This window comes from uncultured Cocleimonas sp., from assembly GCF_947495625.1.
GTDB lineage: Bacteria > Pseudomonadota > Gammaproteobacteria > Thiotrichales > Thiotrichaceae > Cocleimonas.
Map to the genome: position 1 here is coordinate 170245 of NZ_CANLZW010000001.1, position 13419 is coordinate 183663.

The 13419-nt window shown below is 38.6% G+C and carries 10 protein-coding genes and 1 pseudogene; 8 read left to right on the plus strand and 3 right to left on the minus strand.

From position 1 onward, the window contains the following. Window positions 1–267: 267 nt before the first annotated feature. Window positions 268–1086: a PP2C family serine/threonine-protein phosphatase gene (locus tag Q1A31_RS00725; protein WP_299870935.1), complete on the plus strand. Its 819-nt coding sequence runs from the start codon at window positions 268–270 to the stop codon at window positions 1084–1086. Window positions 1087–1312: 226 nt separating this feature from the next. Next, window positions 1313–1630, plus strand: coding sequence for a cyanase (gene cynS / locus Q1A31_RS00730; protein ID WP_366942950.1), 318 nt, complete (start codon window positions 1313–1315; stop codon window positions 1628–1630). 485 nt (window positions 1631–2115) lie between these two features. Here the strand turns inward: cynS and Q1A31_RS00735 are convergent, their stop codons facing one another. Then, entirely contained in the window at window positions 2116–2559 is a 444-nt protein-coding gene (locus Q1A31_RS00735) for a protein kinase (protein WP_366942953.1), read from the minus strand. A gap of 131 nt (window positions 2560–2690) precedes the next feature. Then, window positions 2691–3460 (minus strand): annotated as a pseudogene (locus Q1A31_RS00740) (formate/nitrite transporter family protein). Between the two features lie 472 nt (window positions 3461–3932). Here Q1A31_RS00740 and nirB point away from each other — a divergent pair. From nirB to Q1A31_RS00770, 6 genes are all read left to right on the plus strand, one after another. Further along, window positions 3933–6368 carry a nitrite reductase large subunit NirB gene (nirB, locus tag Q1A31_RS00745; protein WP_299871114.1) on the plus strand — a complete coding sequence of 812 codons (2436 nt, stop codon included), beginning with the start codon at window positions 3933–3935 and terminating at the stop codon, window positions 6366–6368. A 23-nt stretch (window positions 6369–6391) separates the two neighbouring features. Beyond that, window positions 6392–6709: a nitrite reductase small subunit NirD gene (gene nirD / locus Q1A31_RS00750; RefSeq protein WP_299870936.1), complete on the plus strand. Its 318-nt coding sequence runs from the start codon at window positions 6392–6394 to the stop codon at window positions 6707–6709. Between the two features lie 20 nt (window positions 6710–6729). Next, a complete protein-coding gene (locus tag Q1A31_RS00755; RefSeq protein ID WP_299870938.1) occupies window positions 6730–7131 on the plus strand; it encodes a TusE/DsrC/DsvC family sulfur relay protein in 402 nt (133 codons plus the stop codon). A 158-nt stretch (window positions 7132–7289) separates the two neighbouring features. Further along, complete coding sequence (locus Q1A31_RS00760; protein WP_299870940.1) at window positions 7290–7463, plus strand: lipoprotein; 174 nt, start codon at window positions 7290–7292, stop codon at window positions 7461–7463. Between the two features lies 1 nt (window position 7464). Continuing rightward, window positions 7465–8715: a diaminopimelate decarboxylase gene (gene lysA / locus Q1A31_RS00765; protein ID WP_299870942.1), complete on the plus strand. Its 1251-nt coding sequence runs from the start codon at window positions 7465–7467 to the stop codon at window positions 8713–8715. 419 nt (window positions 8716–9134) lie between these two features. Further along, entirely contained in the window at window positions 9135–12071 is a 2937-nt protein-coding gene (locus Q1A31_RS00770; protein WP_299870944.1) for a FimV/HubP family polar landmark protein, read from the plus strand. Between the two features lie 2 nt (window positions 12072–12073). Here Q1A31_RS00770 and Q1A31_RS00775 read toward each other — a convergent pair whose 3' ends face one another. Further along, window positions 12074–13414, minus strand: a complete 1341-nt coding sequence (locus Q1A31_RS00775) for a VOC family protein (protein ID WP_299870945.1) — start codon at window positions 13412–13414, stop codon at window positions 12074–12076. Window positions 13415–13419 lie beyond the last annotated feature (5 nt).

A 13419-nucleotide genomic window follows, 5' to 3' on the forward strand; every position in this document is an offset into this window, starting at 1 on the left:
CTGTGTTCTATATTAATCAATCATTTATTGATATGGGATATGCATGCTTTGCCTTTGTTTACGTATCTTTATTTTTTGAATTCTAATTAGCTTCTTCATCAATAAAACCTGCTTAAAAATTATATTTTTAATAAATTCAGTAACTTAAGCACAAGCATTTAATTACTGATAAAAGAATATTGATATACCTCTCTGTAGTTTGGCATGTATTTTGCTATTTCTTATGTAAATACTGTTTTCCGCTTTAGCCAAGGTAATAATCATAATATGCAAACAATAGTCGAACCTAAAGAATCACAAAAAGCATTTAATAAAAACGAGAACATACATTTGGATGTAAATATGCCGGGTAAACTAACCGTATCCATTGGTGAATATTCAGATAAGGGGCGTAAGGAAATTAATCAGGATTTTCATGGTTCCTACTACCCAAATGATCCGTTACTCACATCCAAGGGAATCACTTTAGCCATTGCCGATGGGATTAATAATAGTTACATCAGTCAGGTTGCCAGTGAAACCAGCGTTGCAAGTTTTTTAGATGATTATTACTGCACAGCTAAAACCTGGGCAGTTAAGCGTTCTGCGGAACTTGTTTTAAATGCGACAAATTCATGGTTACACGCACAATCACAAAAAACGCAGGGTAACAGTGATAACGACAAAGACTATGTCTGTACATTTAGCACACTCATTCTTAAATCTACTACTGCCCATATATTGCATATTGGCGATACACGCATCTATCGTTTGCGCGGAGATAAGCTGGAGCAATTAACAACTGATCACTGTTTACGCGTTTCAGATGAAATCAGCTATCTCAATAGAGGCCTCGGCATCTACTCGATACTGGATATAGATTACCAATCAACACCCATAAAAGTAGGCGACATCTTTTTTATGACAACTGATGGTGTCTATGAACATGTCAGCGATGAATTCATAGCTGATACCATCAAAGAGCATAATGAAGATCTGGATTTAGCCGCTGAATTACTGGTTGAACAAGCCTATCAAGTAGGCAGTACGGATAGCCTAACAGCCCAATTAGTGAAAATTGAAGGACTGCCGAAAAAAAGCACGTAATAGCCATAAACTGGTTCACCAGAATCAAGTTACTTTCCACAGATAAAATACATCTAGTAGGTGCACATAGTATTAAAAATACCTAAGTTTAAAAGAGTAAACGATGAAAAAAATAGAAATGACCGAAGAAATTTTTGCCGCCAAGAAATCCGCAGCGATTAGCTGGGAAGAGCTTGCTGAAAAAGTTTCAATATAACCCGTGTTTTTAACTTGAGCGTGTTTAGGTATGAACAGCTTAGCAAAAGAACCTGCTGATAAAGTATGTGAAGTTCTTGGTTTAAGCGCTGATGTTTCTGGGGCACTCCAAGATTTCCCTCATAAAAGCTGGGATAAACTCGTACCGACAGACCCCGTAGTCTATCGTTTTTACGAAATTGTTGGAGTATATGGAGATACCATTAAGGAAATAATCAAAGAAAAATTTGGCGATGGCATTATGAGCGCGATTGATTTTTCCATGGATATCGGCAAAGAAGAAAACCCTGCAGGTGATCGCGTTGTAATCACCATGAACGGTAAATTCTTAGAATATAAATCGTGGTAAATTCCAAGCTTGTAGCAAAGTATTTATAACGACTTTATAACAACAGTTTAGTTCGAATGGCTTATTAAAAGGCTAGTTTTACCATAGATAATAGAAAACCGCCTAAAAGTGGGGGGGTGACTTTTCTAGGCTCACCAAGAGCCAGAAATGACAAGTCAAATAAATGAGTTATTCGTTTTTAGACAACAAAACGATAAGCTCACTAAAGTCCGTCTTAGATTCAATGAGCAATCGTTGACTTAAAATGATCATGCTGGGTAAAAAGTTAAGCTGTTAACTAATGACACCCCCATACTTTTAGCCACTTTTTGTTCTTTTTCATTAGTCTATTTAAACGCTAATAACGCAATAATAATCACTAGCTGTATCGCTGCAACAGATTGCCAAAAAACCGTAGGGTTTCGTTGCATCAGTGGCGGTTTTGTTTGATTGATAAAGTTTTTGTTCGGGTGCCTTAAATCGTATACAAATTCACTCAATACATCTTAACGCTTGAGTGGGTCTGGGTTAAGCGCTCTGCGCAAGGTGAAATCTATCCAGAGTGGTATATCGGTATCATCATTAATCACGCTTTTATAATGTAACCTTCTTTGTGCAGAGCGCGAGCGTGCTTTGGCCACTTGAGTTCCATAAGGCAATTTTCCAGAAAGCATTTGATAAGCAATAACCGCGAGTGAAAATTGATCTGCTTTCGCCGTCGGGAATTCACCAAGGAAATATTCCGGAGTCGTGAATTGTGCGGTACCTAATATCGCGTGTTCTTCATCTGCTGATTTCATTTCATCGATACCTGCCACACTGGTTGAGCCGAAATCAATTATTTTTACCGTGCCCGTTGTGTCAATCATGATGTTTTCTGGGCGTATATCTTGATGCAACATATCCAGTCGATGAAAGGCGCGCAAACCCTGAGCGATTTGTTCGATAATATTGCGTACTGTCTAGATCAACATCTGTGAAATACATTTACAGAACAGCTACAAATTAGGCGCAAAAATAATACGCAAAAAAAAGCCCCCGACCGAAGAAGGGCGAGGCTTTATTGTATCTCATCTACTGCTTAACTTTTACGAGCTGCACTAGTACGTACGTGCGTGTAGTAAAGCGGTAATCCAACTAATAGTAAACCACCTGCCAAGTTACCTAGTACTGTTGGAATTTCATTCCACATTAAGTAATCACCAATTGTGAATTGACCACCCATGATCATTGAGAATGGGAATAAAAACATGTTTACAATAGAATGCTCAAAGCCCATGTAGAAGAACAGCATGATCGGCATCCACATTGCTGCCATTTTACTACCGGCAGATGTTGAGATCATTGCACCAACATCACCCATCGAAACCATCCAGTTACACAGCATGCCACGAATGAAAATTCGTGAACCAACCGCCAGCACCCTGCTCTTTATAACCTAAAGTACGAGATTCACCAATGTGCCCTACCTTTTCAGCAATAACTCCACCATCTATTGCATAGCCGTAAGTTAATATAAAGGATGCAAAGAATGCCACGGTGATAGCACCACAAAAATTACCAATAAACACCAAAACCCAGTTACGAAATAATTCACTAACAGTACACCCTGCACGTTTATCTATAACCGCTAGAGGTACTAATGTGAAAAACCTGTGAGCAAATCAAATTTATATAAAGCAAGATAAAACCAACTGGAAACAATATAGCCCCAGCTAATGGATTACCTGTTTTTACGGTTACTGTTATAGAAAAAAATGCTGCTAGAGCAAGTATTACACCCGCCATAAATGCTCGAATAAACGTATCTTTAGTGGACATGAAAATTTTCTGTTCACCAGCATCTACCATCTAGGTAACGAATTCACTAGGTTCTAAATAAGCCATAAATCATCCTTTATTTGTTTAAATTTAAAGTAATCAAATTTATATAAAGCAAGATAAGTGCCAACTAAAACTGAGAGCAAAAAGAGTTTAACGAGAGTTTTTATCCATTTTACGCTTGATATGTGTGCATTTATTCTAAACCGCATGATAATGGTGCGTTTTTTAAGTATAAATAATATCACCCCCCTACTTTTAGCGAGTTTTTCGTTTAATAGTTAGAAAAGTTAAGCTCGATTATTGGCTTTAGTATTACGTAGTTTTTTCATTTTTTTATTGAAAACCAAGCCTTACGGGACGTCGTCCCTGTGTTCCACAGAATGTCTCGCTCCGTCATGCTAAACATATTTTATAAACAAACATCCCTTAAAAACTTTGGCACGTTATTTGCTGATATTAGAGTTAACAACCATTAAATGGAGTTTTCCCTGTGAGTGATATTGCTAAACAAAATCTTATACTTATCGGCAACGGTATGGCCGGCATGCGCACAATTGAGGAGCTCTTAAAGCTAGAACCTGAAAAATATAATATTACTGTATTTGGTGATGAGCCTTACGGTAACTACAACCGAATCATGCTATCTCCTGTTTTAGCGAATGAAAAAACGCTCGAAGAAGTCATGCTAAACGATGACAACTGGTATCAGGAAAACAATATCCGCTTTGAAAAAGGGAAAAAAGTAACTGATATAAACCGAGTCGCTAAAAAAGTGATTGCCGAAGATGGCACTGAATTACCTTACGATAAATTATTAATTGCTACGGGTTCCACGTCATTCATGCTGCCTTTACCAGGTGCAGATAAACAAGGTGTGATTGGTTTCCGTGATGTTAAAGATGTCGATACGATGGTCAATGCCGCGTTGAATTACAAGAAAGCTGTCGTAATAGGCGGTGGTTTATTAGGACTTGAAGCGGCTAACGGATTAATGAAACAAGGCATGGATGTGACCGTAGTACATATCGGTGACAGCCTAATGGATCGCCAACTCGATAAAGACGCGGCGACCATGCTCAAAACATCGCTCGAAGAAAAGGGCATGAAGTTTTTAATGTCTCATGCTTCTGAAGAAATTTTAGGTGATGAACGAGTTACAGGTTTACGCTTCAATGATGGTTCAGAAGTTGATGCTGATCTATTAGTCATGGCAGTAGGTATCAAACCAAACTTCGAACTTGCCAAATCAACTGGTTTACACTGTGAACGCGGTATTGTAGTCAGCGACACGATGCAAACTTTCGACCCAAATATTTACGCGATTGGTGAGTGTGTTCAACATCGTGGGCAAGTATATGGTTTAGTTGCTCCCCTATTTGAACAAGCCAAAGTCGCCGCTAACCATCTTGCTGAACTTGGCTACGGTCGTTACGAAGGAACCGTTACTTCTACGATGCTTAAAGTAACGGGCATTTCATTGTTTTCCGCGGGTGACTTTATCGGTGATGAAGATACCGAAGAGTTATTATTTCGCGATGTAGCCAGCGGCACTTACAAAAAAATAATCCTTCGGGATAATATTATTATTGGCGCCTGTTTATACGGCGATACCATGGACGGCACCTGGTACTTCCAGATGATGAAAGATGGTACCAATATTTCAGACTTCCGCGATTCTATTCTATTCGGACAAGCCCACTTAGGTGATGCCGGTCACGGTGATGAAACCCGCGTTGCGGCAATGGCAGATAATGCTGAAATATGTGGTTGTAATGGTATTTGTAAAAGTGAAATCGTTAATGCCATTAGCGAAAAGAAATTATTTACCCTTGATGACGTACGCGCACATACCAAAGCATCTGCGTCATGTGGTTCTTGTACGGGTTTAGTTGAATCTCTGCTTGCCCATACTTTGGGTGGTGATTATTCACAAGCGCCTAGCAAAAAATCATTGTGTGCTTGTACCGAGTTAACCCATGAAGAAGTACGTACTGGCATTCGAGAATTACACTTAAAAGACCATGAAGACGTTCGCAAATCACTTAACTGGAAAACAGATGACGGTTGCGCAGTTTGTCGTCAGGCAACCAACTATTATCTGCTGTGTGAAAACCCCGATTATAACGATCCTGAGTCCCGTTTTATAAATGAACGGGCACATGGAAATATTCAGAAAGACGGCACTTACTCTGTTGTACCACGCATGTTTGGCGGTATGTGTACACCTAAAGACCTACACGCAATAGCTGATGTCGCGGAAAAATTCAAAGTCCCTGAAATGAAGGTTACCGGTGGTCAACGTATTGATATGTTCGGCATCAAAAAAGAAGATTTACCACTGGTCTGGAAAGATCTCAGCGAGGCCGGTTTCGTATCTGGCCATGCTTACGGTAAAGCAATGCGAACCTGTAAGACGTGTATTGGTGATTCCTGGTGTCGTATGGGAACACAGGATTCAACCAGTTTAGGTATTAAATTAGAGGAACTCACCTGGGGTTCGTGGATGCCACATAAATACAAACTTGCGGTTTCTGGTTGCCCCCGTAACTGTGCCGAAGCAACCATCAAAGATTTTGGTGTGGTTTGTGTAGACTCGGGTTACGAGATTCATGTCGGTGGTAACGGTGGCATCAAAGTACGCGTGACTGACTTTTTAATCAAACTCGATACGGAAGAAGAAGTACTCGAATACTGTGCAGCATTCAGTCAATACTATCGTGAAGATGCACACTACTTAGAAAGAACAGCACCCTGGATAGAACGTGTGGGTCTGGACAAAATCAAAGCAGCTGTATTGGATGATGAAGCCAACCGAAAAGCGCTTTATGAGCGATTCATCATTTCACAAAAACCTTCACAAATTGACCCTTGGAAGAAACATGCAGATGGCGTGGATGAAAATCAGTTTAAATCAATTAAAATTACAGCAGCATAAGCGACGGGATATAGGATAAAAGTATGAGCAATTGGTTAGAAATAGCAGCCCTTGAAGAAATTCCTGTTTTAGGTTCGCGAGTTGTAGAAACAGACACCGTAAATATCGCTGTGTTCAGAGGCAAAGAAAATGCAGTCTTTGCCATTAAAGATCAATGCCCTCATAAACAAGGGCCTCTTTCTCAAGGTATTATGCATGGTGATTCTGTCACCTGCCCGTTACACAACTGGAAAATAAGTCTGGTTTCTGGTGAAGCTTTAGGTGCAGATGAAGGTTGTACTAATGTTTATGAAACAAAAGTCGAAGACGGTAAAGTCTTTTTAAAGAGCCCTACTATTTAATAACTATTCGGGAAACTTTTATGTCTAAAACAGTCAATGAACCTAGTCGATCTGCGGGCAATACCCGTATGGAAATTGCTGAGTATATTAGCGTCAATGGTTTGGATATACCCATCGACATGCATGGTTATTTAACCAATCCAAAAGACTGGGATGTTGAAGTTGCTCTGAAACAAGCTGAGCTAGCCAATGTTGAGATGACCGATGATCACTGGTTTGTGGTCAATTACATTCGTGAGCAATACGAATACAGCAGTTGTGTGCCTGAAGCGCGTCATGCTCTCAAATCGATGAAAGAACACTTGGGAAAAGAACGAGCCACACGTAAATATTTATATAAATTATTCCCCTATGGCTATGCTATTCAAGCGTGTCGAATTGCTGGAACACGTGTACCACTGAAAATCATGTTGGATTTGTAGCTTCTTTTCTATTTAGATTTATCACTAATTATATAAAGTCACCCCCTACTATTAGGCAGTTTTTGATTTCGGTTATAAGATCCAAATAATGCAAAACTATTGTTTTTGTAAAGAATTGGTATACTTCGTCGTTTCACTATTTTAGATACAGAACTGTCATGTTTAAAAATATCTGCTGGGCTCAAAAACTATTTGCGCTAATGATTGTTGCATTATTTATTGTGACTATTTCTGGCTGTGGCAATAAAGGTGATTTGTACCTGCCAGATGCGAAAAGCTCTGCATCTAAATCAAACACAACCGATACTGTAAAACCACCTAAGAAGCATTGATATGGACTTTTTTAATTATAAAAACGGGCAGCTATTTGCTGAAGATGTTGCATTAGAAGATATTGCCAAGCAATACGGAACACCGAGCTATGTATATTCTCGAGCAACTCTAGAACGCCACTATCACGCATTCAATGATGCTTTTGGTGATCAACCGCATTTGATCTGCTATTCCGTAAAAGCCAATTCTAATATTGCTATCTTAAATTTATTAGCACGTTTAGGCTCTGGTTTTGACATTGTTTCTGTCGGTGAATTAGAACGCGTTTTAAAAGCCGGTGGTGATCCGAAAAAGGTGGTTTTCTCGGGTGTTGGTAAACGCGCCGATGAAATGCAACGCGCATTAGAAGTTGGCATCCGTTGTTTTAACGTTGAGTCAGAAGCTGAATTAGTCCGTCTTAACGATGTTGCTGCAAGCATGGATAAAATCGCGAGTATTTCGATTCGTGTTAACCCTGATGTAGATGCCAAAACGCACCCTTATATATCAACGGGTCTTAAAGAAAATAAATTTGGTATTGATATCAGCCTTGTTGAAGCGGTTTACCTTCGAGCTGCGACTATGGAAAATATCAATGTCACTGGTATCGATTGTCATATCGGCTCACAACTCACTGATGTTACCCCATTTATGGACGCTCTTGAGCGTTTACTGGATTTAGCGGATCGTTTAAAAACACAAGGTATCCAAATAAAACACCTCGATTTAGGTGGAGGTTTAGGTGTGCGCTATAAAGATGAAACGCCACCGTTACCTTCTGAATACACCGAAAAGTTATTCACCAATGAAAAACTCAAAGAATACGAAATCGTCATCGAGCCGGGTAGGGCAATTGCAGCTAACACTGCGGTGTTACTGACTAAGGTTGAATATCTTAAACATGGCGAAGAAAAGAATTTTGCTATCGTTGACGCTGCGATGAATGACTTAATCCGTCCTTCGCTTTATCAGGCATGGCAGGCAATTATTCCTGTTACTGAAAGCCAGGCAGATACAAAAACCTACGATATAGTTGGACCCATCTGTGAGACCGGTGATTTCCTCGGTAAAGATCGTAATCTAGCATTAGAACAGGAAGATCTATTGGCTATTCGTTCTGCGGGTGCTTATGGTTTCACCATGGCTTCTAACTACAATACACGTCCACGTGCGGCTGAAATTTTAGTAGATGGTGATAAAACCACTGTCATTAGAAAGCGCGAAACGATTGAAAGCCTGTTTGAAAATGAAATTATGTTACCCGAGGCATAACCGTTTACTGGACCATTATTCTAATTGTGAAATATTGTCACCCCCCTACTTTTAGGGGGTTTTTGTAAGAAGTACTTTTTTATAACAGCTTAAATAGCACTTTATTTTTAAATAGATCAAACCTCTAATTTTTATTAATAAGTTTTTTGGTATTATCCTAAAAAAGCAATTAAGAATACTAAGTAATTAATATAATTAACTATTTTCTGTTTACTCCTCTCTGATTTGTATCACTTTCTAGTCTAACTAGATAACTTGACTAAGTTAACTTATTACCCCCATAAAAAAACTCATATACCGTTCATCATCTAATAATCGCCTAATATCGACTTATGCAATAAATTGGATAGTGCGAGAAAGATATTAAATGCGTACTAGAAAAACCTTACGTAATAATAAAAAAAATAAAAGGAAAATGCGTGAAGAAGAAAGCTCTTGTGCTAGCAAGCTGTGTAGCATTTGCGACGCCAACAATTAGCATTGCCCAGGCTATGCCGAACAACTCGGTCGGTCTAAATCTGGGAGACATAAATGCGACGTCATACCTTAATCAACCATTTAAGGGCTCCATACCTTTTTTATTTACTAGTGTAGAAAGCACTCGTCAATTATCAGTACGGCTTGCTCCACAACATGTGTTTGATCAGATCGGTGCCGAAAGGCTACCCATTCTTAATAATTTACAATTTCACATCGTCAACCAATCGAATAAACCTGTTATTCAAATAAGCTCAAATTCTCCAATCCAGCTCCCCTTTTTAAATTTTGTATTGGAAATAGAAGGACCAGAAGGTGTTCTCTATCAGGATTACACCGTTCTGCTTGATCCTCAGGGCTACCAGGCTGAATCACAAATAACGCAGGGCCAACCTACGCTTTTTGAATTTTCTAACGATTCATCCTCAGAAGCGATAAATGATGCGACCTACCAAAGCAATGAAAGTGAAATTAGCAATAACGACTTACCTGTCACCTATTCATCGACAAGTGTTGTTACCAATAAGGCAAAAAATCACAAAATAAAGTCAGGTGATTCATTATCTCGAATTGCTAAACAATACAAACCCAATGATATTTCGCTGAATAAAATGATGCGTGCAATTTTTGATAAAAATCCGAAAGCATTCATTCGTGGGGATATCGACAAGATTAAAAGAGGCGTTGTTTTAACTTTGCCTTCACACAAAGAGTTAACTGGTTTGAATAACATTGCAAAGAAAATCGAATTTAAAGGTAAAACCCCTAAAGTTTCAGAAGTAGTGCTTTCTAAGGATACCTACAAAGTTGTTAAGGGCGATAGCCTGTCTAAAATCACACAAAAATTTGTCGATAAAAACACATCTTTTACCAAGATGATGAATGCTATATTTACGGCCAACCCCGAAGCTTTCTCCCAGAATAACAAGAGTCAGTTAAAAGCAGGCGCCACACTGAAAATTCCTTCTTTTAACGAAGTAGCATCTGCACCTGCAGAGAAAGCCCCAAAAGTTGAAACACCTACTGTGACTACAGTGGCAATCAGCTCAGAATCTACACAGGTTAAGCCTAGCAAAATAGCATCAGAAAAGACGGCGTCTACCGAAAATACTGCAGAAACGAAGTCCAAAACTGACCTTTCGCTTGATCAACTATCTCTGAGTACATCGAATCAAAATTCAACAAGTATTGATGAAACAAGAGTACTTGAAGAAAATGAATACCGAGTAAAAGAAGGCGACACATTAACAAAAATAGCAAAAGATATTGGTTACAAGAATGTATCTTTCACCAAAATGATGAAAGCAATTTATACTGAAAACCCTCAATCTTTTGAGAAAAACAATATAACCAAACTGAAAGTTGGTTCTGTATTAGTGTTACCAAAACTAAACGCTATTGAAGGAATTACATATACGTCTGATAAAAAATCTAACGTTGATACAAAACCAAAAGAAGAAGCGTTAAACGCTCAGAAATTAACTGACAGTTCTGTTACTAGCACATCCGTTAAAGATTCTCCTCAGAAAATTGATGACACCAACAGCAGTGCAAGAACAAATGTTATCAATATGCCAACTAAGCTAACAGGTATAATTGCCACCAATAAAGAATCTGTTACAGAAAAGCTGGCAACAACGAGTATTAATAATAATGCTGAAACTGTTGTCTCACCAATTATAAATCCAGATACATCAAATTTAGAAAAGCGTATCCGTGAACTTAGATCTGAGCTTGATCAAGCTCAATCTGGCCTATCGAAAATGGAAACAGAGCTATCTGCAAAAGATGCCATCATATTTGAAAAGGACGGCCAGTTAGTAGATTTAAAGTCGTCATTGATTAAACTAAAAATTAGCAATGAAAAAAATCAAGAGATATTACAAAGTCAGGGATTCGCACCCGAAGACGTCATCATAGAAGATGAGCTGTATCCTGAAACTACTTCAAGTTCCACTGCGGCTGAAGCGGTAACCTTAAGTATGTTGAAACAATCATCTATTTCAAAAACTGATGAGGGTTTTAATCACATGCTAAGTAGTTTAATCCAGGATTATTCCAATAATACATCACCTAAAAATCTGGCTTATTTATCAATGGTCTTGATTTTAGGATGGTTACTGATTAGATATCGACGCGAAATTTATTCTTACACAGCGATAAATTTTGATGAACCAAAATACTATCCTGCACCTGGTATTGATGAGTATGAATTGAAAGAGCGTAATATTACCCATCAAGAACCTATAACGGAAATAGACCCTATAAAGGAATATATAGAAGACACTGAAAACAATTCTGTTGCTGAGTTATATAGCGACCCAGTCCAAGAATTCACAGAACATGAATACGAAGAAGAAGTGGAATTAGATGTCTTAGAAAATGAAGTGCCTAAAGAAGAATCTATCGCAAAAGAAACAAAAGAGATTGAGCACTGTGAACATTTAGTCACAGAGTTATTTAGTGATCTTAATTCTAGCTCTAGCTCAAAAACAGAAGTATCTATTGGCGATAACGAATGGCTCAGTATTGAAAAAATCTGCGATGACTACATAGACAGTAGAAGCGCAGAAGACACAACGATCGTTGTTGATACACTTGCCGTTGATACTCTTGTCGTTGATACACCTAAAGTCGCAGAACTTAACGGCTCTGAACTTAAAGTCACAGAAACGAAGAGCAGTGACTCTGCTAAAAATGATGTAATCGACTTCAAAGAAGAAAAACTAGCCTCTGAATCTGATGTTACTGATTTTGATGAAATGATGTCAGATTTACTAAAAAGTCTGGATGGTGTGGAAAAATCAATCAATATCAACTCTTCACTAAAACGAAAAGTTAAAGGGTTGAAAGCCGATCCCACGGAAAAATCCACATAAAATCAGTATTCAGCTAATGCGCGTTCAATAGAAGCTTGTTGCTGACTCTGGTATAGATCAAAAGCATTGATCACTTTAGTACCCAATGCTTTTTCAAAGCTATCCTTGTTTGGGCTTTGTTGAATCTCATTTTCAGTGTCATTATCCTGCGCTAAATTAGATGTAAAAATCCCCGCAGCACTGACTGGCAAAAAGTCTTCGTATCTGATCGGCTTGAAATCAATATTCCCGCTTTCGATAAGTGCTTCTAAAGAACGTTTTTGCTTATCAAGAGGGCAAGGTTGCTTGGTATCAAAGTAGCTGAAATATGCCAGCTCTTGCTTTCTTAATTCCTCATAACTATCGGGAAAATCGGTGAAAGCATTTTTCAAGGTCGTTGCATAATCTACCTTGTCGCTTTTATTACTCCGCGCAAGATTTAGTAGCTCATCGTAGAACGCACGCCCTTTAGGTGTTAATGCTATACCTCTTTGTTCTACCTCTCCGAATCTGGCTGTATGTGTTCCCGTTTCGTCATCCGTGAATGAGACTGCTTCATCTAGTGCGATAAAACTGGTCTGACGTAATAAGATATCACAGTCTCTATTTGGCGGTCCTTCAACGATGGCTTTTGCTTTGAAACCCTGATTCTTAAACTCACTTTGAATCTCATCAATATCCAACACCTTTGGTGTCAAATGATTGATATGTGGACCTTTGAAAGACACAACATCAGCGACCAATCGGTGTGTATTATTCAATGCATTGTATTGTTCTTTTTTTACATTTGCCTGTTGATGCCAGCGAAATATTTCGAGTGCCTCGGCAACAAACACAGCAGCATCTTGTTCGTTTAAGCCACCCTGACTTTCTGATTTATCGAGCAAAGCTACTAATTCATCAGTGATAATATTTCTGGTAGAAAGTATCTGTTGAGCTTCTTCACGCAGTCCTTCATCAGCGATTAAATCTAACCGCAATAGCGAAGTAAAAACACGAAATGGACTGATTAGTAACTGTTCGGGTTCTAATGCTCTGAAAGCTGTGGAATGAACAGGAATTCCGGCTACACTCAAATCATAATAATCTACTGGGAACATACCCATAACATTGAAAACGCGTCTTAGTGCCGATAGCTCTTCAGCTGTTCCAACACGAATTGCGCCATGATGTTCTTTGGCTAGTAAAGAATCTTCATCCAACGATAATGTGATTGAATTTTGCTGGATGAAATTATTATTGGATTGCTTCACTAACGATAACAATCGACCATATTCAGGTACCTCCTGCTGGTACATATCAGACATGGCAGAAGCAAAATTCTGGCGAATTTCATCTTTAGAAAGAACAGTAGAAGAAGTCATATTCA